Raw genomic sequence first — 26,184 nt, forward strand, 5'->3', positions numbered from 1 at the left:
GGGGGCATTCGCCATCATCACCCTACGAAAAGCTGAGGACCATCACGCATGCCGGACTCGACACCGATCATCCCAGTCATCCTGTCGGGAGGATCGGGGACGCGTCTCTGGCCCGAATCGCGTCCGGAACGGCCCAAGCAGCTTCTGGCCCTGACCGCCGAGGAAACGATGCTCCAGCTTACCGCCCGCCGCACTGGCGGGCGCGAGCGGTTCGGCAAGCCGATCGTCGTGGCAAATGCTGCGCATGCCGACATGGTCGAGGACCAGCTCGGCGAAATCGGCGAGACGGCCCAGGCGCTGATCCTCGAGCCGATGGGTCGCAACACTGCGCCCGCCATCGCGCTGGCGGCGCTTGCCGCCGCCGATGGCGGCGATCCGTTGCTGGTGATGCCCTCGGATCATGTCATTGCCGATGTCGAGGCGTTTCATGACGCGATCCACGCCGCGCTCCCGCTGGTCGAACAGGGCTGGTTGGTGACGTTCGGCATCACCCCCGACGCTCCCGAGACCGGCTATGGCTGGATCAAGGTCGGCGACGCGATCGCCGCGGGCGTCCACCGCGTCGATCGGTTCGTCGAGAAGCCGCCGCGGGACAAGGCGGAGGCGATGCTGGCCTCGGGCGATCATGCCTGGAATGGCGGGATCTTCCTGTTCCGCGCCGACGCCTTCCTGTCCGCGCTGGAGCAGCATGCGCCCGACATCCTGACGGCCGCGCGTGCGTCGATGGCGGCGGCGCGGCGCGAAGGCAGCCGCATCCATCCGGACGCCGACCTGTTCGCCGCGTCGCCGTCCGACTCGATCGACTATGCGGTGATGGAAAAGGCGGACCGGGTTGCGGTGGTGCCGGTCGCGATGGGGTGGAGCGATGTCGGGAGCTGGGACGCGCTGCACGGCATCAGCCAGTGCGACGGCGAGAATAATGTCTGCTCAGGCGATGTGGTGATGGTCGAAACCACCAACTGCCTCGTCCGGGCTGGCGCGGGCAAGCGGGTCGCGCTGGTCGGCGTCGAGGATCTGATCGTGGTCGCGCACGGTGACGACATCCTCGTCCTTCCCCGCGGACGCAGCCAGGACGTGAAGAAGCTTATCGAGGCGATGAAGAAGCACTGAGCGCCAGAAGTCGCGCATGAATGCCGTCGAGATGCTTCTCGGCGGCGGCGCGGATCTCGTCGGTCGCCTCGGCCTGCTTCGCTGAGCTGTCCTGGCTGAACGTTGCGTGCGGCGCCTTGGCATCGCGCTTCGATGCCGCTTCCATCGCGGCGCGCTCGTCCGGTTCCAGCGTCACGCCGAAATGCGGCAGGATGCGATCGAACAGGGCATCGGGCAGCGTGCGATAATCGACCATCAGCCCGCCGCGATCGACCTGGTCGATCGCCGATTGGCAGGTGCGCGCCAGCACCTGCGCGATATAGTCGGCATCGGCGATCCCGACCCGCTTCGGATCCAATCCGAAGACCTGCGGGGCGATCACCCCCGGAACGGTCTGGGCGCCGCGCATGCGCGCCTGCGACACCAGCACCTCGACCGGATCGCGGTACAGGAAGATCCAGGGCGTGCCCGGGAAGGCCTCGAGCAGCAGGTCGAGCGCGAACATGTGCCAGCTGTCGGTCTTGAGGAACAGCCGGTGCGCCTGTCCGCCGCGGTCGCGACCGAGCGCCTTGAGCGTCGCGCGGGTCGCCGCGACATGCGCATCGCGGGCGATGTCGGGCACGAACTGCGGCATCTGGACGATCGCATCGAGCGGCGAGGGTTCGGACAGCACGACATTGGCCGGGCTGGCCGCGAGCATCTGCGCGGTCAGCGTCGATCCGCAGCGCGACATGTGGAAGATGAAGCCGGTCGGCGCGATACTGTCCGCATCCGCTGCCCCGTCCACCAGGCCCGCAAGGCTCGTGCGCACGCGAAAGGCGCGATTGAACGGCAGCGATCCGTGCTTGAGCACGCATCCTGAGTAGAATGGGCTGTCGAGCGACGCGTCCCCGAAATGGGTCCAGTCGATGGCAAAACCGGCGTCCGGAGAAACGCGCGTCGGCAGGAAAGGGCGTGGCGGCCAGTGATCGATCGCGGTCGGCGGCTGCATCAGCGCGCGAATCCCCAGCGGATCCGGCCGGGTCTCCTCGCGCAGCTCCGCCAGGGTCAGTCCGATGCCCTTGGCTTCCGCCATGGCCAGCGCCCGGGTTTCGAACTCGGCGGGATCGAAAGGCTCGGCCAGCTGCGCCATCGCTGCCTCGTCGGCAAGCATGGCGTCTCGGAAACGGGCGATCGATGTGGCTTCGCTGTTCATCGTCCCTGCATCGCCCGCCGCCTCGCGCATTGCAATCGTCCCGACATCGGATAGCGTCACCGGAACAGGGGGAAGTCGATGGAAATGATCATGCATGTCGAGGAGTGGCGTATCCCTGATCGCGTCCGCCTCCCGCTCGATTTCGATGCCGATCGTCTCGCCGCCGATCTGGCGCGGTTCGACGGCGACGACTGGATCGCCCATTTCGTCCGGCAGAATTACGATGGCGACTGGAGCGTGCTGCCGCTGCGCTCTGCGGCCAGCGCGAAGCATCCGATCATGATGATCTATTCCTCGCCGGGCGAGACCGAGTTCGTCGATACGCGCTTCCTGGCACGGACGCCCTATTTCGCCGAGGTGCTGGCGCAGTTCCACTGTCCGCTGACCAGCGTCCGGCTCATGCGGCTGACGCCGGGATCGGTCATCCTCGAGCATCACGACCACGACCTGTCGGCCGAGCACGGGACGATTCGCATTCATATCCCGGTGACGACCAACCCGCAGGTCGAATTTCTCGTCAACCGGACGCCGGTCACCATGCTGCCCGGCGAGACCTGGTACCTTCGCCTGTTCGACCCGCACAGCGTCGCCAATCGCGGCGAAACCGACCGCGTCCATCTGGTGATCGATGCGAAGATGAACGATTGGCTCGAGGCCATGCTCACCGCCGGCTGACAGCCGCGAGAGCTGCGGCGACGGGCCGCCGCCGCGCTCGGGTTTATCCGATCAGCGCCTCGGCCTGGTCGAGCACGTCCTTGAAGTTGGCGATCAGCGCCTGGTACGGCGCCGGGGTCGCCATATCGAGGCCGGCGCGCTTCAGGATCTCGGTCGGATAGTCCGATCCGCCCGCCTTCAGCACCGACAGGTAATTGTCCCGCTCCTTCGGACCGCCCTTCAGGATCGCGCGCGAGAAATAGCCCGCGGCCGAGATGCAGGTGGCGTACTGATAGACATAGAAGCTGTTGTAGAAGTGCGGGATATAGGCCCATTCATTGCCATAGCTCGCCTCCAGCTTCACGTTCGGGCCGTGATAGCGCTTCAGCAGGTCGAAATAGACCGCGGTGAACTTCTCGCCCGACAGGCCCTCGCCCGCCTCGGCCAGGTCGTGCGCCTTCAGTTCGAACTCGGCGAACATCGTCTGGCGGAAGAAGGTGCCGCGGATATTCTCCATCTGCTGGCCAAGGTAGAACAGCTTCTCTTCCTTGGTTCTGGCGTTCTTCAGCATGTACGCGACCAGCAGGTCCTCGTTCAGCGTCGAGGCGATCTCGGCCAGGAAGATCGGATAATCCGCCTTCTCATAGGGCTGGGCCTTGTTCGCCAGCAGCGAGTGCAGCGCATGGCCCCATTCATGCGCATAGGTGCTCAGCCCGTCATATTTCTCGGTCAGGTTGAGCAGCAGATAGGGGTGAACATCGAACGCGCCGGGGTTCATATAGGCGCCGGGGCGTTTGCCCTCGCGCGGCCAGGGGTCCATCCACTTCGCCGCGGTCGCCCGGGCAATCTGGTCCTGATAGTCCTTGCCCAGCGGTTTGACCGCCTCGAGCGTCAGCGTGCGCATCTGGTCCAGCGTGAATGGGCGGTCGAGCGCAACCAGCGGCGGGTAGATGTCCCAATAGCCGAGATCGGGCAGCTTCAGCATCTTGCGGCGCAGCTCGAAATAGCGATGCAGCTGGGGCAGGCCGTTGTTCGCTTCGGCCACCAGGGTGCGGTACACTGCCTCGGGGATGTTGTTGCCGGAAATGGCCGAGGCCAGCGACGACTTGTACTTGCGCGCCTTGGCATAGAACACGTCGCCTTTCACCTTGGCATTGTACGCGGCGCCGAACGAATTCTGGAACTGGCCATGCGCCTTCCAGAAACTGTCGAACACCAGCTTGCGGTCGGCCCGGTTGGGCGCGTCGCGATTGGCGCCATAACCCTGGCTGTCGAGCCGGACCTGCTTGCCGGTCGACAGGGTGACGGTCGGCCAGGGAATGTCGGACGAACGCAGCTGTCCGGCGATCTCGCCCGGCGCCGACAGCGGCGATCCTGCGCCGGCCAGCAATGCCTCGCCTTCCGCCGACAATGTGTGCTCCGCCTGGCGGACGATGTTGGCGAGATAGAAATCGAACCGCTGCTTCAGCGTCGCATTGGCCGTGACGAAGCCGTCGACCTTCGCTTTGCCCAGCGTCAGCAATTCGGGGCTGAACCAGGCGGTGGCCTCCCCGAAGGCGGTGTAGAGATCGATCGCCTGCGCCTGGCGCTCCTGCCAGCTCGACACGCGGACATCCTCGTCGCCCTTCAGGCTGACATAGACATAGACGCGCGAGATGGTCTTCGACAGGTCGGACTGGAGCACCAGCGCCTCGGCCAGCACATCGGCGCTTTCGCCCAGCCGACCCTTGTATTTGGCGATGCCGGGCAGCGCCGCCAGCGCACCCTTGCGCGCCGCATCCCAGGCGGCCTCATTCGGGTAGATCTCGGTCAGGTCCCACAGCGCGCCCGCCTTGCCGGCATCCTGCGCCCAGGCGGCGCTCGCGGGTACGGCGGTGGCAAGCGTTGCCAGCGCGGCAGCGGTCAGCGCCTCGCGGCGCGATAGATCGGTCATGTCTTGGCTTCCCCGGAAAACTCGCTCGATGCGACCAATCTGCGCAGAATCGCGCGTGATGGGAAGTGCTTTGTTGGGCTAAGACACATGGTGGAAACATGTCGGGGCGCGCTTGCGAAAAAGGGCCGGAAGCTCCCGCTTCCGACCCTCCCTCATTCGTCTCCCGTCGCCTGGCTGAGCGCGTAGGACGCGGTGTATCCCGGCAAGGCGTTGCCGACCGGCCGGACGTCGCGAAGCAGCATCGACCACGCCTTGCCATCGGCGGTCAGGTCGCGGTTGCGGCGATAGGTGAACAAATACCGGGTAACCTCCCTCGGCAGCGTCGCCAGCCGGAGCCCGACCTCCCTGTCGGACAGGCCAGCCAGTTCGGCCGCGACTTCGCCGACCCGGTCGATCCGTGCCTGTATCGCGCCCCGCAGCAGCCGGACGATCTCGTCGAAATCCCACCAGAACTCTTCCGGGATCACGCGCCGCATCTCGTCCAGCGAATCGCCCGCGACCATCGCATCCCAGATGCCGAGCGGCGTCACGCGGGACAGGATCGCGTGGATCCGGCTATATTCGGCGCCCTTTAGCTTTACCCGCTGACCACCGGCAAAGCGCAGGACATAGCCCTCCGCATCTGCCGGCAGCATGCCCGCGCGCGCGATCAGATCGTCGATCCCGGCGAAGCGGATGCGACCCGCCGCGCGCCAGCCCAGCGCCTGCGCGGTTGCCTCGATCGAATCGAAATCGAGCTCGAACCCCTGCTCGTCATAGGCGGCCAGCAGCACGAGTCCGCTCTCGTCGTAGCGCACGACGATGCGGTTCTCGGCATAGAGCGCCTCGGCGAGATAGGTGGTACCGGGAACCAGCGCGGAGAGGTCCTGGTCCCGCAGCCGCGCCTCGGCCCAGAGCGCCTGGCTCGAATCGAGCGCGCCCTTCGTCGCGGCTCGCCAGCGGCCGTCGTGATGGAAGATCACGATCAGGCTGCCATCGACCTTCTCGAAGGCCTCGCACGGCCCGTCGGGCACCGGTGTGCCGGCCTCACCCAGATTGAAGAACTTGGGGAAGGCAGTCGCGACGACGCGGCGTTCCTCGACGTCGAGGATCAGCCCGCGCGCGGCGAGCGTCGCCGGCGACCAGAGCCGGTCATAGACCGCCTTGGACGTGTAGCACCACAGCTGCAGTGGGCCGTCGCGCCGCGAATAGACTGCGCGTTCGGCACGCGCGGCATGCAGCTCGGCGACCAGCTGGTCGAAACCGATGGTGCGGGCATAGTGAGGAGTGTCGGTCATCGAAGGTCTCCATTTGGGTGGAGCCGGTCCGTCGACGATGCGGCTGGGAGCTGGACTGCCGTGCCGTCATCGAAGACGGAGCGCGGCAGAGGTGCGTTCAGATCGTGCGCACGTGTCCTCGCTCCGCGACTGCGAAGCAATTTTTCACGGCGTAGGAATGGACCTGTTGCACGGCTGGCCTCGTGGCGCGTGCGTTGCGCCGAGTAAAGCCAGGAAGAAGGTTAATGGGGCGCGTGCAAGTAAAAAGGGGCCGGAAGCGATGCTTCCAGCCCCTTCTTGTTAGTTCGACCGGTCGGTCGAGCGGTGCGGACTTAGAAGTCCATGCCGCCCATGCCGCCCATGCCGCCGCCGCCCATGGCGGGGGCCGGCTTGTCTTCCGGCAACTCGCTCACCGCCGCTTCGGTGGTGATGAGCAGGCCGGCGACCGAGGCTGCGTCCTGCAGTGCGGTACGAACGACCTTGGTCGGGTCGATCACGCCGGCGGTGACCAGGTTCTCGTAGGTGTCGGTCTGTGCGTTGAAGCCCAGCGACGTGTCGCTGCCGTCGAGCAGCTTGCCCGAGATCACCGCACCGTCATGACCGGCATTCTGCGCGATCTGGCGGACCGGCGCGTAGAGCGCCTTGCGGATGATGTCGACGCCGCGGGTCTGGTCGTCATTGGCGCCCTTGAGGCCTTCGATCGCCTTCGTCGCGTACAGCAGAGCCGTACCGCCACCGGGGACGATGCCTTCTTCGACCGCAGCGCGGGTCGCGTGCAGCGCGTCGTCGACGCGGTCCTTACGCTCCTTCACTTCGACTTCCGAAGCGCCGCCCACCTTGATCACGGCAACGCCGCCGGCCAGCTTGGCGAGACGCTCCTGGAGCTTCTCGCGGTCATAGTCGCTGGTGGTGACTTCGATCTGCTGACGGATCGCGTCGGTGCGGCCCTTGATCGACTCGGCTTCACCCGCACCGTCGACGATGGTGGTGTTGTCCTTGTCGATGGTGACGCGCTTGGCGGTGCCGAGCATGCCGAGCGTGACGCTCTCGAGCTTGATGCCCAGATCTTCCGAGATGACTTCGCCCTTGGTCAGGATCGCGATGTCCTCGAGCATCGCCTTGCGGCGATCGCCGAAGCCCGGTGCCTTGACCGCTGCGACCTTCAGGCCGCCGCGCAGCTTGTTGACGACAAGCGTGGCCAGAGCCTCGCCCTCGATGTCCTCGGCGATGATCAGCAGCGGGCGGCCCGACTGGACGACAGCTTCCAGGATCGGGAGCATCGCCTGCAGGTTCGACAGCTTCTTCTCGTGGATCAGGATATACGGATCGGCGAGCTCGACCGTCATCTTCTCCGGGTTGGTGATGAAATAGGGCGACAAATAGCCGCGGTCGAACTGCATGCCCTCGACGACGTCGAGCTCGAAATCGAGACCCTTCGCCTCTTCGACGGTGATCACGCCTTCCTTGCCGACCTTGTCCATCGCCTCGGCGATCTTCTCGCCGACTTCACGATCGCCATTGGCCGAGATGATGCCGACCTGGGCGACTTCGTTCGAGCCCGAGACGGGCTTCGAGCGGGCCTTGATGTCCTCGACCACCTTGGTGACGGCGAGGTCGATGCCGCGCTTCAGGTCCATCGGGTTCATGCCGGCCGCAACCGACTTCATGCCTTCGCGCACGATCGCCTGGGCGAGAACGGTCGCGGTGGTCGTGCCGTCACCGGCGAGGTCGTTCGTCTTCGACGCGACTTCGCGGATCATCTGCGCGCCCATGTTCTCGAACTTGTCCTTGAGTTCGATTTCCTTGGCGACGGTGACGCCGTCCTTGGTGATGCGCGGCGCACCGAACGACTTGTCGATGACGACGTTGCGGCCCTTGGGGCCCAGCGTGACCTTCACTGCGTCGGCGAGGATGTCCACGCCCTTGAGAATGCGCTCGCGCGCGTCGCGCGAGAATTTGACGTCCTTGGCTGCCATCGGGCTACCCTTTCAGTTGAATTGGTGGTGGGAAGTTCGCGTCCGGGGTCGGCTCAGCCGACGATCCCCAGAATGTCGCTTTCCTTCATGATCAGCAGGTCTTCGCCGTTCAGCTTGACCTCGGTGCCCGACCACTTGCCGAACAGGATGCGATCGCCGGCCTTGACGTCGAGCGGGGTCACATTGCCCTTCTCGTCCTTGGTGCCGGCGCCGGCGGCGACGACTTCGCCTTCCTGCGGCTTTTCCTTGGCGGTGTCGGGGATGATGATGCCGCCAGCAGTCTTCTCTTCAGCCTCTACGCGGCGAACGAGAACGCGGTCGTGCAACGGACGAAAGCTCATTGCCTGATCCTTCTAGTAAGTGAATTTCGAGTCGTTGGCACTCAGTGGGTCCGAGTGCTAACTGGCGCTCATATGCGATCGCACCCCTGTCGCGTCAACGCCCGAGCGCAACCATTTTTCGCCGGATCGGAACAAAATTGCGACCGGCAAAATACAGGCTGCCGCATCCGTCGATGGCCTGTCGTGCGACCGTAATACACCCCGTTTACTCTTATGGAGCACTCTCCTACCAAGGGTGGACGGAGTCCCCGTGTCGAGGAGCGACAGAGTGAAGCTAGTCAAGGGTGCCTGGAAGATTCTGGTCGGGATCAAGGACGCCCTCGTCCTGATCTTCATGCTGCTGTTCTTCATTTTCCTGTTCGCCGCGCTGTCGGTCCGTCCCAACCAGGCAGCGATCCGCGATGGCGCGCTGCTCGTGACGCTGGACGGCACGATTACCGAACAGCCGCAGGATCCCGATCCGCTCGCCGCGTTCAGCAGCGCGTCCGACGTGATGAAGGAACATGCGCTGCGCGACATCGTCCGCGGGCTGGATGCGGCGGTGAAGGATGCGCGGGTCAAGGCAGTGGTGCTCGACCTCGACCGCTATGTCGGCGGCTATCCCGCCGCAGTCGCCGAAGTGGCGGCCGCGGTCGGCCGAGTGAAGGCCAGCGGCAAGCCGGTGCTCGCCTATGCGACTGCCTATACCGACAGCAGCTACCTGATCGCGGCCAATGCCAGCGAGGTGTGGGTCCATCCCTTTGGCGGCACGCTGTTCGCGGGGCCGGGGGGAAACCAGAGCTATTACAAGGGCCTGATGGACAAGCTGGGCGTCAACGTCCACGTCTACAAGGTCGGCAAGTTCAAGTCGGCGGTCGAGCCCTATACGCGTGCCGACATGTCGCCCGAGGCGCGCGAGGCCAATCAGGCGCTCTATGGCAATCTGTTCGACCAGTGGAAGGCGGCGGTCGCCAAGGCACGCCCCAAGGCACAGCTCGCCGATTATCTGACCAAGCCCGACGAGGTGGTCGCCCGGGTCAAGGGTGACATCGCCGAGGCGAACGTCGCGCTGGGCATCGTCGATCGCAAGGGCGACCGGCTGGCCTTCGGCAAGCGCGTCGCCGAGATCGTCGGCGCGAAGAGCGGCAAGCCCGCCGGCAATTTCAACGCCATCCGCTTCGCCGACTGGATGCAGGCCAACCCGGTCAAGGCGAACGGCGACAAGATCGGCGTGATCACGATCGCCGGCGAGATCGTCGACGGCGAGGCAGGGCCGGGCACCGCGGGCGGCGCCACCGTGTCGAAGCTGCTGCTCGAGGGGCTCGACAAGCACAAGATCAAGGCACTGGTCGTCCGGGTCGACTCCCCCGGCGGATCGGTGATGGCGTCCGAGCAGATCCGACAGGCGATCCTCCAGGCCAAGGGCCAGGGCATTCCGGTGGTCGTGTCGATGGGCAGCCTTGCCGCCAGCGGCGGTTATTGGGTGTCGACGCCCGGCCAGGTGATCTTCGCCGAACCCAACACGATCACCGGCTCGATCGGCATCTTCGGCATCCTGCCCACCTTCGAGAATACGCTCGCCAAGATCGGCGTTACCAGCGACGGGACCCAGACCACGCCGATGTCGGGCCAGCCCGATGTGCTGGGCGGCATCAACCCGGTCACCGACCGCGTGCTCCAGTCGGCGATCGAGCAGGGCTATGGCAGGTTCGTCGGTCTGGTCGCCCAGTCGCGCAAGATGACGCCCGAGCGCGTCGACGAGATCGCGCAGGGCCGCGTCTGGGTCGGCGGGGTCGCGCATCAGCTCAAGCTGGTCGATCGCTTCGGCAATCTCGACGCCGCGATCGCCGAGGCGGCGAAGCTCGCGAAGATCCAGGGCAATGCCTATTATCCGGTGTTCTTCACCAAGGACCCGGACCCGTGGCGCGCCTTCCTCGCCGGCCTGTCGCAAAAGGACGACAGCGACAGCGACTGGGTCGACTCGCCGGGTGGTCCCGACGCGTTTGCCCGGATCGCGGCGGGCCAGCGCGCCAGCTTCGCGATGGCGCTGGGCGATGCGCGGCGGCTGGCCATGTCGGGACAGGTCCAGGCGCGTTGCCTGGAATGCACTGGCATGATCCCGGTCGCGCCGCAGGGTGCTGCCGAACAGTCGCTCTACCAGCTGCTCGTCGCGAAGCTGTTCGGATGATCGTCATCCGGGCTGCGGTGCCCGAGGATGCCGCGTCGATCGCCGCCATCTATGCCCCGCATGTGCTGACCGGCACGGCGAGCTTCGAGACCGATCCGCCCGACGCGCGCCAGATGCGCACGCGCATGGCGGCCAGCGACGGCCTCTATCCCTGGCTGGTCGCGACCAGCGGGGACGAGGGCGGCGTGATCGGCTATGCCTATGCCACCCGCTTCCGCGAGCGGCCGGCCTATCGCTATGTCGTCGAGACCTCGATCTACGTCGCCGACACCGCGATGCGCCAGGGCGCGGGGCGCCTGTTGTACGAGGCGCTGGTCGACACGCTGCGTGCGCAGGGCTTCGTCCACGCCATCGCCGCGCTGGCGCTGCCAAACGGTGCGTCCATCTCGCTGCACGAGGCGGTCGGTTTCCGCCGCGCCGGCGTCTACCGGGAGGTCGGCTACAAGCAGGGCCAGTGGATCGACGTCGGCATCTGGCAGTGCGAGCTGAACGAACCGAAGAGTCCGCCTGTCGAACCGCGCAAGTTCACCGAAACGGGTGTTGTGCGGGGTTGAGGATTCCTCGCCTGAGCAGCGCTTCGCATTGTCCTTGCGAGGCGTCTCAGTCGGCTGGATGGCGATAGGCGGGGAGCGCCAGTTTCCAGTGGATCGCCGCGCCGCGTAGCGCGAAGCCGGCGGCCGCGGCGATCAGGCCGGCCGCGAGCTGATCGAGACCCAGCAAGGTCAGCACGACATGGGTCGCCGCCGCCAGCGCCGCGGCGGTGACATAAAGTTCGGGTCGCATCAGGATCGAGGGCTCGCCCGCCAGCATGTCGCGGATGATGCCGCCCGAACAGGCGGTGATGACGCCCATGAACGCGGCCGGCACCGGCGGGATGCCATAGGTCAGCGCCTTGGCCGCGCCGAATGCGGCATAGGCGCCGAGCCCGGCGGCATCCATCCAGTCGAAGGCGGCGTCGCTCCACCAGCGGTGCGGCGTGAACCAGACCGCCAGCGCGACGACAAGGCACAGCCCCGCGACCCGGCGGTCATGGACCCAGAAGACCGGAGCGTCGATCAGCAGGTCGCGGATCGCCCCGCCGCCGATCCCGGTGATCAGCGCGAAAAAGGCGAGTGTCACGAAGGTCTGTCCCCGCCGCGCGGCCGCGATCGCGCCGGTCGCGGCGAACACCGCGATCCCGAACAGGTCGAGCCAGGGCAGGAGCGTGCCGATACGCGAGGCGGCTTCGAGCGGATCCATGCGCCGATCTGTTCCACCGTGGAGGCGCAACGTCAAACCGCCTCTGGCGAGCGGCGGACGGCTGCGGCAAAAGGGGGTCATGCACCGTACCGAACCGACGCTCGCCGCCACCGCAGTCTGCCTGTCGGCGCTGGCTGGATTCGTCGACGCGCTCGCCTTTACCAGCCTGGGCGGTTTCTTCGCCTCGTTCATGAGCGGCAATTCGACGCGGTTCGGCGTGGGGCTGGGCCGGGGCGGCTGGGATGTCGCCGCAATCTCGATCGCCCTGGTGTTCAGCTTCGTCAGCGGCGTGATCCTGTCCAGCATCGTCAGCCGTGCCCGGCCACGACACGATCGGCCGATGGTGATGGGACTGGTGACGATCCTGCTGGTCGCGGCCGCCGCTGCTGCACCCTTTGCCCCGGCGACGATCGTCGTGCTGATGCTGGCGATGGCGATGGGGGCCGAGAACGGCACGATCCAGCGCGATGGCGAGGTGGCGATCGGCCTGACCTATATGACCGGATCGCTGGTCCGGCTGGGCCAGACGCTGGCCGGCGCGCTGATGGGCGATGCCGATCGCTGGAACTGGGTGCCCTATCTGCTGCTGTGGATCGGGTTCGTCGCCGGCGTCGTGCTGGGGGCGGGGGCACAGTTCAGCTACGGACTGCAGGCCTTGTGGTTCGCCGCCGGCGCTGCGGCGGTGCTGACCCTGCTCGTCGCGAGGGTCAGCCGCCGCACCTACCAGCCATAGGATTTGCGCAAGGCAGCCGCCTCGGCCGGTTTCATGTGCGGCAGGACGACGCGGGTCGTGTAGTTGCCCTGCAGCACGCCGTCCCGGATGTAGCTCCAGTCGATGACGTCCGACTTGCGGATTGTCACCTGCTGCCCCTTGGTAAATCCGGGCGCGCGCGGCGTGTTGATCAGCCGCGCGACGATGGCCTCGCCCTTGTGCGAGATGATCTCGGCCCAGATGAATTCGGCGCGGCCGGTCGGGTTGATGTTATATTTCACCAGGAAATAGCGCTCCCCCGGGCCGGGGGACGAGGCATGGCCGAAGAACACGGGCAACTCCGCGCGGGCGCGGGCGATGGCGCGGGCCATTTCCGGGTCCGCCCTGGACACCGTGGCAGTCTGCTCTCCCGGCGCGGTCTGCGCCAGCGCCGGCAGGGGCAGGGCAAGCGCGAGGCCGATCGCCGTCAGCGCTGCGGAAACACGCATCGTCACTCTCCTTCACGCGCCCGTCCGGCGCATCCAACAATCGTTGCGCCCTGTTAGCCTCGCGGACCTGAATCGTCGCGTCCATGGGATGACGGTTCGGCTCGGCTCGTCGTGCTTCCTGCCGCGCTCACCGCGCACCCCGCCCCGACAAATGAAAAAGGGGCGACCCTGGCGGGCCGCCCCTTTGCTTTCGCTTTCCGGAACTCCGGGCGATCAGACGTGGATCGGCTTGCCCGTCACCGCCATCGCGGCTTCCTTGATCGCCTCGCTGTGCGTCGGATGCGCATGGCAGGTATAGGCGATGTCCTCGCTGGTCGCGCCGAACTCCATCGCCTGTGCCACCTGGGCGATCATCGTGCCGGCGACCGAGGTGATGATCCAGGTACCCAGCACGCGATCGGTCTTGGCGTCGGCGATCACCTTCACCCAGCCGGTGGTGTCGTCGATCGCCTTGGCGCGGCTGTTGCCGGCCATCGGGAACTTGCCGACCTTGATCTCGCCGCGCTCCTTGGCCTGTTCCTCGGTCAGGCCGACGCCGGCGATCTCGGGATGGGTATAGACCACGCTGGGGATGACATCGTGATTCACGATGCCGGTCAGTCCGGCGATGTTCTCGGCAACCGCAATGCCCTCGTCCTCGGCCTTGTGCGCCAGCATCGGACCCGGGATCACGTCGCCGATCGCCCAGACGCCGTCGACCTTGGTCGCGAAGTCGTGATCGGTCTCGATCTGGCCGCGCTGGTTCACGTCCAGCCCGATCTTGTCGAGGCCGAGACCTTCGGTGTTCGGCCGGCGGCCGATCGACACCAGCACGACATCCGCCTCGATCGTTTCGGCAGCACCACCCGTGGCGGGCTCGACCGTTACGCTCGCCTTGTCGCCCTGAACGGTCACACCGGTGACCTTGGTCGACAGCTTGATCTCCATGCCCTGCTTCTTGAAGATCTTTGCGGCTTCCTTGCGGACGTCGCCGTCCATGCCGGGCAGCAGCTGGTCGAGATACTCGACCACCGTGACCTTCGCGCCCAGGCGCTTCCAAACCGAGCCCAGCTCGAGGCCGATGACGCCGCCGCCAATCACGACCAGATGCTCGGGCACCTTCTCCAGCGCGATCGCGCCGGTCGAATCGACGACCACCTTCTGATCGATCTCGACGCCCGGAAGCGGCGTGACCGACGAGCCCGTCGCAATGACGATGTTCTTGGCGGTGACGGTCTTGCCGGCGATCTCGACGCTGTGCGCGTCCTTGAACGTCGCCATGCCCTTCAGCCATTCGACCTTGTTCTTCTTGAACAGGAACTCGATGCCGCCGGTCAGGCCCGACACGGCCTTGGCCTTGTCCGCCATCATCGCGCTGAGGTCGAGCTCGACGCCCGACAGCTTCACGCCATGCTTGGCCAGCACGCCGGACACGGCCTCGTCGAACTTCTCCGACGCGTTCAGCAGCGCCTTGGACGGGATGCACCCGACATTGAGGCAAGTGCCGCCCAGCGTCTCGCGCGATTCGGCGCAGGCGGTCTTCAGGCCCAGCTGTGCCGCGCGGATCGCCGCGACATAACCGCCGGGTCCGGCACCGATCACGAGGACGTCGAAGTCGTATTCAGCCATGTTCTGCTCCGTCGTGCCCCCGCGCAGCGCGGGGGCCCAGGGTCGTGTGTCTTACAGGTCGATCAGCAGGCGGGTCGGATCCTCGATCGCGTTCTTCAGCGCGACCAGGAAGGTCACTGCCTCGCGGCCGTCGATCAGGCGATGGTCGTAGCTCAGCGCCAGATACATCATCGGGCGGACCACGACCTGGCCGTCACGGACGACCGGGCGATCCTCGATGCGGTGCAGGCCGAGCACGGCCGACTGGGGCGGGTTGATGATCGGGGTCGACATCAGCGAGCCGAACACGCCGCCATTCGAGATGGTGAAGGTACCGCCCTTCATCTCGTCCATCTTGAGCGAGCCGTCCTTGGCGCGCTTGCCGAAGTCGCCGATCGTCTTCTCGACCTGCGCCACCGACATCTGGTCGGCATCGCGGATCACCGGCACGACCAGGCCCTGCGGCGCGGAGACCGCGACCGAGATGTCGGCATAGTCGTGATAGACGATCTCTTCGCCGTCGATGCGCGCATTGACCGACGGAATGTCCTTCAGCGCCTGGCATGCAGCCTTCACGAAGAAGCCCATGAAGCCCAGCCGGACGCCGTGCTTCTTCTCGAACAGGTCCTTGTACTTGGTGCGCGCCTCGATGACGGCGGTCATGTCGACATCGTTGAAGGTGGTCAGCAGCGCAGCGGTGTTCTGCGCGTCCTTGAGCCGCTTGGCGATCGTCTGGCGGACGCGCGTCATGCGGACGCGCTCCTCGGCACGGTCGCCGCCGGTCGCGGCCGGCGCGGGCGCTGCGGCCGGGGCCGGGGCAGCCGCCGGGGCTGCCGGCTTGGCGCTGGCTGCAGCGACGACATCGTCCTTGGTGATGCGGCCGTCACGACCGGTGCCCTGGATCGACGAGGGGTCGACGCCATGCTCGAGCACCGCGCGGCGCACCGATGGGGACAATGCGGCCGGACCGACATCGCCCGAGGGCGCCGGAGCGGGGCTTGCCGCCGGGGCCGGGCTTGCTGCCGGCGCGGGAGCCGCTGCCGGGGTCGGGGCGGGGGCTGCGGCTGCGCCGTCGCCTGCCTCGATCGTCGCGATCACCGCGTCGACATTCACCGTGTCGCCCACGGCGAACAGCTGCTGGCCCATCACGCCTGCGACGGGGCTCGGCACCTCGACCGAGACCTTGTCAGTCTCGAGGCTGGCGATCGGCTCATCGGCCTTCACCGGCTCGCCGGGCTTCTTCAGCCACTCACCAAGGGTTGCTTCGGTGATCGATTCGCCCAGCGTGGGCACCTTCACTTCGGTCATGTGCAGATCAGCCTTTCCGGGTCCTGCGGATTTCTTCACGAACGCTGTGGCCGAGCGCGTCGGCGATCAGCGCGCCCTGCTCGGCCTGGTGACGCTTCATCAGGCCCGTCGCGGGCGAGGCGGCGGCGGCGCGACCGGCATAGCGGGCACGCTGCGGCTTGACGCCCGCGTCCTTCAGGCACTCCTCGATGAACGGCTCGACGAAGAACCAGTATCCGTTGTTGCGGGGTTCTTCCTGCGCCCAGATCACTTCCTCGACATTGACCATGCGCTTCAGTCGCTCGGTCAGCGGTTCGCCGGGGAAGGGATAGAGCTGCTCGATCCGGACGATCGCGGTACTCCGGTCACCCGCGGCGTCGCGCGCCTCGATCAGGTCATAGGCGACCTTGCCGGTGCACAGGACCAGCCGCTTCACATCGGCATCCGCCGGCGCCGAGGGATCGGACAGGATGCGACGGAAATGGGTGTCGCCCTGGAATTCCTCGGCCTTGGACACCGCCATCTTGTGCCGCAGCAGCGACTTGGGCGTCATCTGGATCAGCGGCTTGCGGAAGTTGCGGTGCATCTGCCGGCGCAGCAGGTGGAAATAATTGGCCGGCGTGGTGATGTTCACCACCTGGATATTGTCCTGGGCGCACAGCTGGAGGAAGCGCTCCGGACGCGCCGAGCTGTGCTCGGGGCCCTGGCCCTCATATCCGTGCGGCAGCAGCATCACCAGGCCGTTGGCACGCAGCCACTTGGCTTCGCCCGACGCGATGAACTGGTCGATCATGATCTGCGCGCCGTTCACGAAGTCGCCGAACTGCGCTTCCCACAGCACCAGCGACTTGGGGTCGGCCAGCGCATAGCCATATTCGAAGCCGAGTACGCCATATTCGGACAGCGGACTGTCGAGCACCTCGAACCGGCCGTGCGGGATCTCACCCAGCGGGATGTACTTGTGCTCGTCCTTCTGATCGACCCAGACCGCGTGGCGCTGGCTGAACGTGCCGCGGCCCGAATCCTGCCCCGAAAGGCGCACGCCATAGCCTTCCGACAGTAGCGAGCCGAAGGCCAGCGCTTCGCCGGTCGCCCAGTCGAAATTGCTGCCCGACTTGAACATCTCGCGCTTGGCATCGAGCACGCGCGACAGCGTCTTGTGGATCGTCAGGTCCTCGGGAACCTCGGTCAGGGTGCGACCCAGGCTGTCGAACAGCTTCTTGTCGATCCCGGTCTCGAGATTGCGGCGCGCGCCTTCGCCGTCGGTGGGCGCCGACAGGCCCGACCAGCGTCCGGCAAACCAGTCGGCCTTGTTCGGCAGATAGGTCGCGCCGGCCTCGAACTCGCCTTCCAGCAGCTCGGTGAATTCCTTGACCTTGGTGTCGACGAAATTGCCGTCGATCACGCCCTCGGCGGTCAGGCGCTTGGCATAGACTTCGCTGACAGGCGGATGCTGCTTGATGCGGGCGTACATCAGCGGCTGGGTGAAGCTGGGCTCGTCGCCCTCATTGTGGCCGAAGCGGCGATAGCACCACATGTCGATCACGATGTCGCGGCCGAAGGTCTGGCGGAACTCGATCGCCATCTTGCAGGCGAAGGTCACCGCCTCGGGATCGTCGCCATTGACGTGGAAGATCGGCGCCTGGACGCCCTTGGCGACGTCCGACGGATAGGGCGACGAGCGCGCGAATTGCGGGCTGGTCGTGAAGCCGATCTGGTTGTTGATGATGAAGTGGACGCAGCCGCCGGTATTGTAGCCGCGGATGCCCGAGAAGCCGAGGCATTCCCAGACGATGCCCTGGCCGGCAAAGGCCGCGTCGCCGTGGATCAGCACCGGCAGCACCTGCTGGTGCTTCTCCAGGTCGCCGCGGAACGTCTGCTGCGCGCGGACCTTGCCGAGCACGACCGGGTTCACCGCCTCGAGGTGCGACGGGTTGGCGACGAGCGACATGTGGACGTTGATGCCGTCGAAATCGCGGTCGGTGCTTGTGCCGAGGTGATATTTCACGTCGCCCGAGCCGCCGACGTCATCGGGGTTGGCCGAGCCGCCCGAGAATTCGTGGAAGATCACCCGGAAGGGCTTCTCCATGACATTGGCGAGCACGTTCAGCCGGCCGCGATGTGCCATGCCATACACGATCTCGCGCACGCCCTGCTGGCCGCCATATTTGATGATGGCCTCGAGCGCGGGGATCATCGCCTCGCCGCCGTCCAGGCCGAAGCGCTTGGTGCCGACATATTTGCGGCCCAGGAACTTCTCCCACTGCTCGGCCTCGATGACCTTGTTCAGGATCGCCGTCTTGCCGTTGGCGCTGAACTCGATCGCCTTGTCCTTGCCCTCCATGCGCTCCTGGAGGAAGCGGCGCTCCTCCACATCGGCGATGTGCATGTATTCGAGGCCGACATTGCCGCAATAATTCGCCTGCAGGATCGCGACCAGCTCGCGCACGGTGGCCTTTTCCAGACCCATCGTGCCGCCGAGATAGACCGGGCGGTCGAGATCGGCGCCCGAGAAGCCGTGATATTCCGGCGTCATGTCGGCAGGCAGGTCGGCGCGCGCGAGGCCCAGCGGATCGAGATTGGCGGCCAGATGGCCACGCACCCGGTAGGTGCGGATCAGCAGCATCGCGCGGATCGAATCTGCGGCGGCGCGGGCGATGTCCTCGACCGAAGCGGCCGGGGCGGGGGCCGGCTTGGCCACGCCGCCCTTGGGCTTCGCCGGGGCCGGCTCCATCTGGGTGGGATCGAGGGCCGCGGTGAGCGCGTCGGTGTCCTTGGGCGGCCAGGCCGGGTTCGCCCAGCTGGGACCGGAAGCAGTGCTCTCCAGGCCTTCGAACCAGCCGCGCCAGCCCGCTTCGACGGATGCGGGATCCGCCTTGTACTTCCGGTACAGAGTTTCGACGAAGGCAGGGCTTACGCCGCCGGCGATCTCGTCGAAGTCCAGGCCCTCATAGCCCATGGTATCACCACCTAGTGTTAGCGCTCACGCTGGCAGCGTGCAGCCGCCCCGATATGGGGTGGCGCACGCCTGAATTCAGCCCTTCAGAACCTCGACCAAAGTCGAGCCCAGTTCGGACGGGCTGGCTGCAACCTTGATCCCGGCCGCTTCCATGGCCGCAATCTTGTCCTCGGCGCCGCCCTGGCCGCCCGACACGATCGCGCCGGCATGGCCCATGCGGCGGCCCGGAGGCGCGGTACGGCCCGCGATGAAGCCCGCCATCGGCTTCTTGCGGCCGCGCTTGGCCTCGTCGATCAGGAACTGCGCGGCCTCTTCCTCGGCCGAACCGCCGATCTCGCCGATCATGATGATCGACTGGGTCGCCTCGTCCGCCAGGAACAGTTCGAGCACGTCGATGAAGTTGGTGCCGTTGACCGGGTCGCCGCCGATGCCGACCGCGGTGGTCTGGCCCAGGCCGGCATTGGTCGTCTGGAACACTGCCTCGTAGGTGAGGGTACCCGAACGCGACACGACGCCGACCGAACCCTTGGAGAAGATGCTGCCCGGCATGATCCCGATCTTGCACTCGCCCGGGGTCAGGACACCGGGGCAGTTCGGGCCGATCAGGCGCGACTTGGAGCCCGACAGCGCACGCTTCACCTTGACCATATCGAGCACCGGAATGCCCTCGGTGATCGCGACGATCAGCGGAACCTCGGCGTCGATCGCCTCAAGGATCGAATCGGCGGCATAGGGGGGCGGAACATAGATGACGCTGGCGGTCGCGCCGGTCTTCTCGACCGCCTCGGCGACGGTGTCGAAATTGGGCAGTCCCAGTTCCTCATGCGTCGTGCCGCCCTTGCCGGGAGTCACGCCGCCGACCATCTGCGTGCCATAGTCGAGCGCCGCCTTGGTGTGGAAGGTGCCGGTCTTGCCGGTCATCCCCTGGGTGATGACCTTGGTATTCTTGTCGACGAGAATGCTCATTCGGAAACCTCCGAGAGGAAGGTGAAAGACTGGGTGTTCATTTGGATCCGCCATTCGCTTCGGCGACGAGCACGCGGCCCTGCAGGCCGGTCTTGCCGACGCCGGGATGGTCGGCGGGAATATAGGCGGCCTCGATCGACATGCCGTCGTGCCAGCCGGGCTCCCATTGGCGCTTCATGATGCCGGCCTGGTCCTGGCTGTGCGTCGCCGCCTTGCCGGCCCAGCGATCGAGCGCATCGACCGCGAAGGGCGTGGTGGCGGCGAAGTCGTAGGCGCGGCAGCCATTGCCCCAGAAGCCCGACGAATCCTCGAAGCGCGACAGCACCAGATAGACCGGACGCCCCTCGAAGGTGGCGCGGTAGGTGCTGCCGCTGATCTTGCCGATATCGCCGATCGCCTCGCGGCCAAGCTTCAGCAGAGCCGCGAGCCGCGGCTCGGCGTCCTCGGCGACCGGCTGCCATCCGGCCTTGGCGATGTCCGCCTGGGCGCTGGCGAAGTCCTCGACTCGCGAGCATGCCGCCTTGAATGCGTCGAGCAGCGGCGCCTCGGGCGAGGCGCTGCCGATCAGCAGCAAGGCGGCAAGCGCGGACATCAGGCCAGCGAGCCGTCGATGCCCTTGCAGGCGACCAGCAGTTCCTTGACCGCATCGACCGACACGGTGAGGTTCGCCTTGGCTTCGTCGCTCAGCTTGATCTCGACGACCTTCTCGGCCCCGCCGGCGCCGATGATGACCGGCACGCCGACATAGAGGTCGTCGACGCCGTACTGGCCGGTCAGGTGGACCGCCGCCGGAAGGACGCGCTTCTGGTCATACAGATAGCTCTCGGCCATCGCGATCGCGCTGGTGGCGGGCGCGTAGAAGGCCGAACCGGTCTTCAGCAGCGCGACGATCTCGCCGCCGCCGCCGCGGGTGCGCTTGACGATCTCGTCGATGCGCTCCTGGGTCGAGAAGCCCATCTCGATCAGGTCGGGAACCGGGATGCCCGAAACGGTCGAATATTCGATGACCGGGACCATCGTGTCACCGTGCCCGCCCAGCACGAAGCTGGTGACGTCCTTGACCGATACCTTGAACTCCTCGGCGAGGAAGTGGCTGAAGCGTGCCGAGTCGAGCACGCCGGCCATGCCGACGACCTTCTGGTGCGGCAGACCCGAGAATTCGCGCAGCGCCCATACCATCGCGTCGAGCGGGTTGGTGATGCAGATGACGAAGGCGTCGGGTGCGTTGGCGGCGATGCCCTCGCCCACGGCCTTCATGACCTTCAGGTTGATGCCCAGCAGGTCGTCGCGGCTCATGCCCGGCTTGCGGGCGACACCGGCGGTGACGATGATGACGTCTGCGCCCGCAATGTCGGCATAGTCGTTCGAGCCGGTGATCTTGGCATCGAAGCCCTCGACCGGGCCGCACTGGCTCAGGTCCAGCGCCTTGCCCTGGGGCACGCCCTCGACCACGTCGAACAGAACGATATCGCCAAGGCCCTTGAGCGCGGCGAGATGGGCGAGCGTGCCGCCGATATTGCCTGCGCCGATAAGGGCGATCTTCTTGCGGGCCATGGTAACTCCTTGGGTCTGTGATGCGCGCGACTGTGGCGCGAAACCGCGGAAAAACGAGCGTCGCTTAGGCGCATTGCTCGTTTGCCGCAACCCAAAGGAGTCCCGAGCGGGTCATTATCTTTGCGATTAATTCGCAAGTGCAATAGGGTGGGTTGATCAACTCTGGGTGCGGAGGCCGTCAAGGCCGCCACGCCTGCAGGACGTGTCCGCGTCTAACGCATCATATCGCGGAGAGGTCCTGATAGAACATCAGTGCGTTGCCGTCGGGATCGTAGAAAGTCAGCAGCCGGACCATGTCGGGCACCTCGTCGATCCCCCCATCCTGACGCACGCCCGTTGCATCGAGCGCCGCCTTGGCTGCGTCGATATCAGTCACGCCGAAGGTGAGCGTGGCGCCGCCGGGGCCGCCGGCGGTCTCGGTCTGCGACAGGCCAACCGTCACGCGCGCCACGCTGGTCGCGAACTCGCACCAGGCGATGTCGTCGCGGCGATAGAGCAACTCCATGCCCAGCACGTCGCGGTACCAAGCCAGCGACGCGTCGAGATCGGTGACCGACAGCGCGCAGGCAAGGCCGCCGTCATAGGGAATTGTCGGTGCTGGGGTCTGCGCGATCGGCTGGGGTTGGGCGATGCTTGTCATTCGAGGCTCCCGACTCTATGGTTCCGTTTATATAGTCGATATCATTACGGAGCCGATGTCAACCGCGTTCGATCCCGACACGTTGAGGCTGCTGACCGCGAATCGCTGGGCGCTGCCGGTGATGGCGCTGCTCAGCGAACGGTCGGGCGCGCGCTTCGCGGTGATCGCGGCGCGGTTCGGCCTGTCGAGCCACAGCCTGACCCGCTGCCTTCAGCATCTGCGCGACGCCGGCTGGGTCATGCCCAATACCGGCCATGGTCACCCGCTTCGTCCCGAATATGTGCTGACCGATAATGGCAGGGCGGTCGGTGGGGCATGCGAGCGGATCCTTGCTGCGCGCGAGCGACTCGGGCTGTCGCCTGGCGACCTGCCGCGCTGGGGGCTGCCGGTGGTGGCGGGGATCGGGGACGACTGGACGCGCTTCGGCACGCTTCAGATGCGGCTGGCGCCCGTCACGCCGCGCGCGCTCTCGATGACGCTCCAGACGATGATCGAGCAGGATCTGGTTGCGCGGCGGCTGGAGGATCGCTTTCCGCCGCTCCCGCTCTATGCGCTGACCGGCCGGGGGCAGGATCTGGCGGGGGCAGTCCTGGGCTGAGCGTCAGCGCGAGTCGCGGATCCGGGCATATTCCTGTGCCAGCACCTCGAACGCCTGTTTGCGCTCGCCGGTCGGCGAGATCAGGCCCTTGCGGTTCCAGCCTTGCTGATAGACCGGATGCTGGCGGCGCGGCGAGCGGAAGTCCTTCAGGATCCACGGACTCATGCCGCGCAGGAACGGCACGCGGCGCGCCATCGCCAGCGTCTGGCGGTAATAGTCGGCCTGATATTCCTCGCTGAACTTGTGCGGGCTCGCGGCGGCGTCGTGATAGCCGGCCTGCGCATCGGCACCGAATTCGGAGAAGATCATCGGCTTGCCGATGTCGGATCGCCATTCGAGCGACGGCAGGCTAGCGAGCGGGTCGTCCGTATACCAGCCATTATAGGTGTTGATCGCCAGCACATCGAGATCGGCGGCCAGCGGATCGTCGATCGTCGAAACCATGCCCTCGCGCTTGCTGAGCAGCGCGGCGGTGACCAGCCGCGTCTCGTCCTGCGCCCGCACCGTGCCGATCAGCGCGCGCAGGAAGGCGTTGCGCGCCTCGCTCACCGGGGTTTCGTTGGCGACGCTCCACAGGATGATCGAGGCGCGGTTGCGGTCGCGCCGGATCGATTCGGTCATCATCGCCTGCGCAGTGGCGAGCGTCTCGGGCTTGTTCCAGTTGACCCGCCAATAGACCGGCACCTCGCTCCACACGAGCAGGCCGAGTTCGTCCGCCATCCGCGTCGTCACCTCGCTGTGCGGATAATGGGCCAGACGAACGAAATTGCCGTTCAGGCCATGCTTGATCTCGGTCAGCAGCGCACGCGACGCGGCGGGCGTCATCGCCCGCACCGGATCGGCACCCAGCTCTTCCTCGTGCATCGAGATGCCGCGCAGGAAGATCGGCTTGCCGTTCAGCAGGATCTCGGTGCCGCGAACCTCGATCGTGCGGAAGCCGATCCGCTCATGGACGGTGTCGCCATCCGCCTCGATCTCGACGTCGTATAGCGTCGGGCTCTCCGGCGACCAGCGCCTCAGGCCGCGCGGCGCAGCGATGCTGCCGGTACAGGCCTGGGCGTCACAGCGAACCGGGATCGTCGTGCCGAGTGCGGGGATTCGAACGCGCAGCACCTGCGCCTGACCACCGCGGACCTGCATCGTCGCCGCGATCCGTCCATCGCGGGTCAGCCGCACCCAATAATCCTCGATATGAGTTTCGGGCACGGTGATCAGCGAGACCGAACGGGTGATGCCGCCATAGGTTTCCCAGTCGGTGACCGGCGGCGGGACATCGTCGTCGGTGCGGGCCGAGTCGGCGCCGACCGTGATCTGGTTGCGTCCCGGCCGCAGCAGGTCGGTCACGTCGAAGGCGAAGGGCGTGAAGCCGCCGCGATGCGATCCGACGGGCTTGCCGTTCAGATAGACATCGGCGCGGTAATCGACCGCCCCGAAGCGCAGATAGGTGCGCTTGCCCGCAGGCGGCGGGGTGAAGTCGAAGTCACGCTGATACCAGACCAGCCCCTGATAGAGCCGCATCTCAGGGGCGTGACCGATCCAGCTGCCGGGCAGGTGGGTGACCGGCGATCGCTGCATGTCGAACTCGAACAGCGCGGACGGGTCACGCTGCGCCTCGTCCGCGACGATCAGGTCGCCCCAGCGCCGCGTGCTGCGGTTGGGCGGGCCGCCATGGAAGCCGGCAATCCCGTCGCGATAGGGATCGATCGACCAGTGCCAGGCCCCGTCCAGGCTCTGCGCCGGCCGCAATTCGGCGCCGGTCAGCACAATGCTGCGATCCGTCTGGGCCGCAGCGATGCCGGGCAGCATGGCACAGAGACTCGCAAGGAACCACAGGGCCGGCCGCATCCTCATCCCCTTGAATCCGCGGCGTGACTCGCCGCGCCCCACAAGGAACCTAGCCGATCCAGCGCAGCTGTCGCCCGAAAAGCGCGGAGGTCAGGCCTCGCCATGCCCCTGGGCGAGATATTCGTCCGACCGCATTTCCATCAGCCGGCTGATCGTCCGGTCGAACTCGAACCGACCGTCGCCCTCCTCGTAGAGATGCTCGGGCTGTGCGTCGGCGGCGGCGAGCAGCTTCACCTTATTCTCATACAGCGCATCGACTAGCGTGACGAAGCGCGCCGCCTCGTTGCGATTGTCCGGGCCAAGCTTGGGGATGCCGACCAGGATGACTGTGTGGAAACGCCGCGCGATCGCCAGATAATCGGCCGCGCCCCGCGCCTCGCCGCACAGCCGCCTGAACGAGAAGACCGCGACACCCTTCAGGCATTTCGGCACATGCAGCTCGCGCCCGCCTTGCACCGCAATGTCGCATCCGGGGACATGCTCGCGATCCTCGGGCGGATAGTCGGTCAGGCGGAAGAACGCCTCGGACAGCGCCCTGGTCGCCTCCGCGCCATTGGGCACCAGCCAGGTATCGACGCTGCCCAGCCGGTCGCGGCGATAATCGACAGGGCCATTCAGCGCGAGCACGTCCATCTGCGACTCGATCAGTGCGATGAACGGCAGGAACAGCTGGCGGTTGAGCCCGTCCTTGTAGAGCTCCTTCGGCGCACGGTTCGAGGTCGCGACCATCGTCACGCCGTGGCGCATCATCTCGGTGAACAGCCGCGACAGGATCATCGCATCGGGCGGGTTGTTCACCACCATCTCGTCAAAGGCGAGCAGGCGGATGTCCTCGACCATCGCCTCGGCGACGGCGACGACGGGATCGCGCGTATCCTTGCGCCGCTCGACCTCCAGCCGCTCATGCACTTCGAGCATGAACTCGTGGAAATGGACGCGGCGCTTGCGCCGGATCGCCAGGCTGTCGAACAGCAGGTCCATCAGCATCGACTTGCCGCGCCCGACCCCGCCCCACAGATAGACGCCGCGCGGGGGCTCGGGACGCCGACCCAGCGCACGCCACAGGATGCTGCCCTTTCTCGGCACGGCTTCCAGCGCCTGCGCCAGCTGGTCCAGCCGCTCGGCCGCCGCCGCCTGTTCGGGATCGGTGCGCAGCTCGCCGGCCTCGACCAGCGCGCGATAGCGTTCGAGGACCTGGCTCATGCCACGCCGGCGCTAGGCTTGCGGATCGTCCCGCTGAAGCTGGCGACCAGCGCCTCGGGCGCGTCCTGCACGATCAGCCCGCGCAGGAAGATCAGCCGCCCCGTCTCGCGCAGTAGCTCGACCCGCGCCTCCAGCGGGTCGCCGATCCGGCTGCCGCCGATGAACTGGGTCGACAGGTCCAGCGTCACCGCCGGGCCGTGCAGCACCTCGAATGCGCGCGCGGCGGCGAACAGCGCCAGGTCGATGAACCCCAGCACCACGCCGCCGTGGACATTGTCCTTGATGTTCGAATGCTGCGACTGCGGCAGCATCCGGATGCGCGCGACGCCATCCTCGACGCGGATCCGCATCGGGCCGATAAAGTCGTTGAACCGGCCGCTCTCGCGCAGGCCGTATCGCTTCCAGCCGGGCGCCTCGGGATCGTCCTCATAGAGGAACAGGCCGTCCTTCATGCCGTGCGGCGGCCCGGCCCGATCCCGACAGTACGCCCCCGCA

General features: G+C 66.5%; 23 protein-coding genes. 6 read left to right on the forward strand and 17 right to left on the reverse strand.

What is annotated here, in order from left to right:
• Positions 1–48: 48 nt before the first annotated feature.
• Positions 49–1,110, forward strand: coding sequence for a mannose-1-phosphate guanylyltransferase/mannose-6-phosphate isomerase (locus tag ACZ1H8_RS10890; protein ID WP_465181297.1), 1,062 nt, complete (start codon positions 49–51; stop codon positions 1,108–1,110).
• Here the strand turns inward: ACZ1H8_RS10890 and ACZ1H8_RS10895 are convergent.
• On the reverse strand, positions 1,085–2,284 hold the full coding sequence (locus ACZ1H8_RS10895) for a sulfotransferase family protein (protein ID WP_465181298.1): 1,200 nt from the start codon (positions 2,282–2,284) through the stop codon (positions 1,085–1,087). The two genes, ACZ1H8_RS10890 and ACZ1H8_RS10895, sit on opposite strands and share 26 nt — an antisense overlap.
• Before the next feature lie 78 nt (positions 2,285–2,362).
• Between ACZ1H8_RS10895 and ACZ1H8_RS10900 the strand changes: the two genes are divergently transcribed.
• Positions 2,363–2,959, forward strand: a complete 597-nt coding sequence (locus tag ACZ1H8_RS10900) for an aspartyl/asparaginyl beta-hydroxylase domain-containing protein (RefSeq protein ID WP_465181299.1) — start codon at positions 2,363–2,365, stop codon at positions 2,957–2,959.
• A 43-nt stretch (positions 2,960–3,002) separates the two neighbouring features.
• Here ACZ1H8_RS10900 and pepF read toward each other — a convergent pair whose 3' ends face one another.
• The 4 genes from pepF to groES form a co-directional block, all read right to left on the reverse strand.
• A complete protein-coding gene (gene pepF, locus ACZ1H8_RS10905) occupies positions 3,003–4,871 on the reverse strand; it encodes an oligoendopeptidase F (RefSeq protein WP_465181300.1) in 1,869 nt (622 codons plus the stop codon).
• Positions 4,872–5,023: 152 nt separating this feature from the next.
• Complete coding sequence (locus ACZ1H8_RS10910) at positions 5,024–6,148, reverse strand: T4 RnlA family RNA ligase (RefSeq protein WP_465181301.1); 1,125 nt, start codon at positions 6,146–6,148, stop codon at positions 5,024–5,026.
• Between the two features lie 311 nt (positions 6,149–6,459).
• On the reverse strand, positions 6,460–8,103 hold the full coding sequence (gene groL / locus ACZ1H8_RS10915) for a chaperonin GroEL (protein ID WP_110151161.1): 1,644 nt from the start codon (positions 8,101–8,103) through the stop codon (positions 6,460–6,462).
• A gap of 53 nt (positions 8,104–8,156) precedes the next feature.
• Positions 8,157–8,444, reverse strand: a complete 288-nt coding sequence (groES, locus tag ACZ1H8_RS10920; RefSeq protein ID WP_110151162.1) for a co-chaperone GroES — start codon at positions 8,442–8,444, stop codon at positions 8,157–8,159.
• A 268-nt stretch (positions 8,445–8,712) separates the two neighbouring features.
• Here groES and sppA point away from each other — a divergent pair, with 268 nt between their 5' ends.
• Both sppA and ACZ1H8_RS10930 read left to right on the forward strand, forming a co-directional pair.
• Positions 8,713–10,611 carry a signal peptide peptidase SppA gene (sppA, locus tag ACZ1H8_RS10925; RefSeq protein ID WP_465181302.1) on the forward strand — a complete coding sequence of 633 codons (1,899 nt, stop codon included), beginning with the start codon at positions 8,713–8,715 and terminating at the stop codon, positions 10,609–10,611.
• Positions 10,608–11,165, forward strand: coding sequence for a GNAT family N-acetyltransferase (locus tag ACZ1H8_RS10930; protein WP_110151164.1), 558 nt, complete (start codon positions 10,608–10,610; stop codon positions 11,163–11,165). Before sppA ends, ACZ1H8_RS10930 begins: the two co-directional genes overlap by 4 nt.
• Positions 11,166–11,211: 46 nt before the next feature.
• Here ACZ1H8_RS10930 and ACZ1H8_RS10935 read toward each other — a convergent pair whose 3' ends face one another.
• Positions 11,212–11,850, reverse strand: a complete 639-nt coding sequence (locus ACZ1H8_RS10935) for a trimeric intracellular cation channel family protein (protein WP_465181303.1) — start codon at positions 11,848–11,850, stop codon at positions 11,212–11,214.
• Positions 11,851–11,929: 79 nt separating this feature from the next.
• Here ACZ1H8_RS10935 and ACZ1H8_RS10940 point away from each other — a divergent pair, with 79 nt between their 5' ends.
• Positions 11,930–12,583 carry a YoaK family protein gene (locus tag ACZ1H8_RS10940; RefSeq protein WP_465181304.1) on the forward strand — a complete coding sequence of 218 codons (654 nt, stop codon included), beginning with the start codon at positions 11,930–11,932 and terminating at the stop codon, positions 12,581–12,583.
• Here ACZ1H8_RS10940 and ACZ1H8_RS10945 read toward each other — a convergent pair.
• The 8 genes from ACZ1H8_RS10945 to ACZ1H8_RS10980 form a co-directional block, all read right to left on the reverse strand.
• Positions 12,571–13,050 (reverse strand): DUF2314 domain-containing protein, encoded by a 480-nt coding sequence (locus ACZ1H8_RS10945; protein ID WP_465181305.1) that lies wholly within the window; start codon positions 13,048–13,050, stop codon positions 12,571–12,573. The two genes, ACZ1H8_RS10940 and ACZ1H8_RS10945, sit on opposite strands and share 13 nt — an antisense overlap.
• A gap of 213 nt (positions 13,051–13,263) precedes the next feature.
• The gene (gene lpdA / locus ACZ1H8_RS10950; RefSeq protein WP_465181306.1) at positions 13,264–14,658 is read right to left on the reverse strand and encodes a dihydrolipoyl dehydrogenase; all 1,395 of its coding nucleotides are present in this window, start codon (positions 14,656–14,658) and stop codon (positions 13,264–13,266) included.
• 51 nt (positions 14,659–14,709) lie between these two features.
• Positions 14,710–15,945 carry a 2-oxoglutarate dehydrogenase complex dihydrolipoyllysine-residue succinyltransferase gene (gene odhB / locus ACZ1H8_RS10955; RefSeq protein ID WP_465181307.1) on the reverse strand — a complete coding sequence of 412 codons (1,236 nt, stop codon included), beginning with the start codon at positions 15,943–15,945 and terminating at the stop codon, positions 14,710–14,712.
• A gap of 7 nt (positions 15,946–15,952) precedes the next feature.
• The gene (locus ACZ1H8_RS10960; RefSeq protein ID WP_465181308.1) at positions 15,953–18,883 is read right to left on the reverse strand and encodes a 2-oxoglutarate dehydrogenase E1 component; all 2,931 of its coding nucleotides are present in this window, start codon (positions 18,881–18,883) and stop codon (positions 15,953–15,955) included.
• 75 nt (positions 18,884–18,958) lie between these two features.
• A complete protein-coding gene (sucD, locus tag ACZ1H8_RS10965) occupies positions 18,959–19,849 on the reverse strand; it encodes a succinate--CoA ligase subunit alpha (RefSeq protein ID WP_110151169.1) in 891 nt (296 codons plus the stop codon).
• A gap of 37 nt (positions 19,850–19,886) precedes the next feature.
• Positions 19,887–20,441 (reverse strand): hypothetical protein, encoded by a 555-nt coding sequence (locus ACZ1H8_RS10970; RefSeq protein WP_465177236.1) that lies wholly within the window; start codon positions 20,439–20,441, stop codon positions 19,887–19,889.
• Complete coding sequence (mdh, locus tag ACZ1H8_RS10975; protein WP_465177237.1) at positions 20,441–21,403, reverse strand: malate dehydrogenase; 963 nt, start codon at positions 21,401–21,403, stop codon at positions 20,441–20,443. The genes ACZ1H8_RS10970 and mdh overlap by 1 nt, the downstream gene beginning before the upstream one ends.
• A gap of 220 nt (positions 21,404–21,623) precedes the next feature.
• The gene (locus ACZ1H8_RS10980) at positions 21,624–22,043 is read right to left on the reverse strand and encodes a VOC family protein (protein WP_465177238.1); all 420 of its coding nucleotides are present in this window, start codon (positions 22,041–22,043) and stop codon (positions 21,624–21,626) included.
• Positions 22,044–22,098: 55 nt separating this feature from the next.
• Between ACZ1H8_RS10980 and ACZ1H8_RS10985 the strand changes: the two genes are divergently transcribed.
• Positions 22,099–22,641 (forward strand): winged helix-turn-helix transcriptional regulator, encoded by a 543-nt coding sequence (locus tag ACZ1H8_RS10985; protein ID WP_465177239.1) that lies wholly within the window; start codon positions 22,099–22,101, stop codon positions 22,639–22,641.
• Between the two features lie 3 nt (positions 22,642–22,644).
• Here the strand turns inward: ACZ1H8_RS10985 and ACZ1H8_RS10990 are convergent, their stop codons facing one another.
• From ACZ1H8_RS10990 to ACZ1H8_RS11000, 3 genes are all read right to left on the reverse strand, one after another.
• On the reverse strand, positions 22,645–24,486 hold the full coding sequence (locus tag ACZ1H8_RS10990) for a glycoside hydrolase family 2 protein (protein ID WP_465177240.1): 1,842 nt from the start codon (positions 24,484–24,486) through the stop codon (positions 22,645–22,647).
• Positions 24,487–24,576: 90 nt separating this feature from the next.
• Positions 24,577–25,689: a cell division protein ZapE gene (gene zapE / locus ACZ1H8_RS10995; protein WP_465177241.1), complete on the reverse strand. Its 1,113-nt coding sequence runs from the start codon at positions 25,687–25,689 to the stop codon at positions 24,577–24,579.
• Entirely contained in the window at positions 25,686–26,141 is a 456-nt protein-coding gene (locus tag ACZ1H8_RS11000; RefSeq protein ID WP_465177242.1) for a PaaI family thioesterase, read from the reverse strand. Before ACZ1H8_RS11000 ends, zapE begins: the two co-directional genes overlap by 4 nt.
• Positions 26,142–26,184 lie beyond the last annotated feature (43 nt).

The sequence above is a fragment of the Sphingomonas sp. BL-S-25 genome (assembly GCF_055521555.1).

Excerpts from the sequence above, each read along its gene's own strand:
- ACZ1H8_RS10990 (WP_465177240.1), bottom strand. The coding sequence starts at position 24,486 with ATGCGGCCGGCCCTGTGGTTCCTTGCGAGTCTCTGTGCCATGCTGCCC.
- groL (WP_110151161.1), bottom strand. The coding sequence starts at position 8,103 with ATGGCAGCCAAGGACGTCAAATTCTCGCGCGACGCGCGCGAGCGCATT.
- ACZ1H8_RS11000 (WP_465177242.1), bottom strand. The coding sequence starts at position 26,141 with ATGAAGGACGGCCTGTTCCTCTATGAGGACGATCCCGAGGCGCCCGGC.
- ACZ1H8_RS10940 (WP_465181304.1), top strand. The coding sequence starts at position 11,930 with ATGCACCGTACCGAACCGACGCTCGCCGCCACCGCAGTCTGCCTGTCG.
- ACZ1H8_RS10895 (WP_465181298.1), bottom strand. The coding sequence starts at position 2,284 with ATGAACAGCGAAGCCACATCGATCGCCCGTTTCCGAGACGCCATGCTT.
- ACZ1H8_RS10935 (WP_465181303.1), bottom strand. The coding sequence starts at position 11,850 with ATGGATCCGCTCGAAGCCGCCTCGCGTATCGGCACGCTCCTGCCCTGG.
- ACZ1H8_RS10985 (WP_465177239.1), top strand. The coding sequence starts at position 22,099 with ATGTCAACCGCGTTCGATCCCGACACGTTGAGGCTGCTGACCGCGAAT.
- mdh (WP_465177237.1), bottom strand. The coding sequence starts at position 21,403 with ATGGCCCGCAAGAAGATCGCCCTTATCGGCGCAGGCAATATCGGCGGC.
- ACZ1H8_RS10910 (WP_465181301.1), bottom strand. The coding sequence starts at position 6,148 with ATGACCGACACTCCTCACTATGCCCGCACCATCGGTTTCGACCAGCTG.
- ACZ1H8_RS10960 (WP_465181308.1), bottom strand. The coding sequence starts at position 18,883 with ATGGGCTATGAGGGCCTGGACTTCGACGAGATCGCCGGCGGCGTAAGC.
- ACZ1H8_RS10980 (WP_465177238.1), bottom strand. The coding sequence starts at position 22,043 with ATGACAAGCATCGCCCAACCCCAGCCGATCGCGCAGACCCCAGCACCG.
- groES (WP_110151162.1), bottom strand. The coding sequence starts at position 8,444 with ATGAGCTTTCGTCCGTTGCACGACCGCGTTCTCGTTCGCCGCGTAGAG.
- sucD (WP_110151169.1), bottom strand. The coding sequence starts at position 19,849 with ATGAGCATTCTCGTCGACAAGAATACCAAGGTCATCACCCAGGGGATG.
- ACZ1H8_RS10930 (WP_110151164.1), top strand. The coding sequence starts at position 10,608 with ATGATCGTCATCCGGGCTGCGGTGCCCGAGGATGCCGCGTCGATCGCC.
- lpdA (WP_465181306.1), bottom strand. The coding sequence starts at position 14,658 with ATGGCTGAATACGACTTCGACGTCCTCGTGATCGGTGCCGGACCCGGC.
- ACZ1H8_RS10945 (WP_465181305.1), bottom strand. The coding sequence starts at position 13,050 with ATGCGTGTTTCCGCAGCGCTGACGGCGATCGGCCTCGCGCTTGCCCTG.
- pepF (WP_465181300.1), bottom strand. The coding sequence starts at position 4,871 with ATGACCGATCTATCGCGCCGCGAGGCGCTGACCGCTGCCGCGCTGGCA.
- odhB (WP_465181307.1), bottom strand. The coding sequence starts at position 15,945 with ATGACCGAAGTGAAGGTGCCCACGCTGGGCGAATCGATCACCGAAGCA.
- ACZ1H8_RS10890 (WP_465181297.1), top strand. The coding sequence starts at position 49 with ATGCCGGACTCGACACCGATCATCCCAGTCATCCTGTCGGGAGGATCG.
- ACZ1H8_RS10970 (WP_465177236.1), bottom strand. The coding sequence starts at position 20,441 with ATGTCCGCGCTTGCCGCCTTGCTGCTGATCGGCAGCGCCTCGCCCGAG.
- ACZ1H8_RS10900 (WP_465181299.1), top strand. The coding sequence starts at position 2,363 with ATGGAAATGATCATGCATGTCGAGGAGTGGCGTATCCCTGATCGCGTC.
- zapE (WP_465177241.1), bottom strand. The coding sequence starts at position 25,689 with ATGAGCCAGGTCCTCGAACGCTATCGCGCGCTGGTCGAGGCCGGCGAG.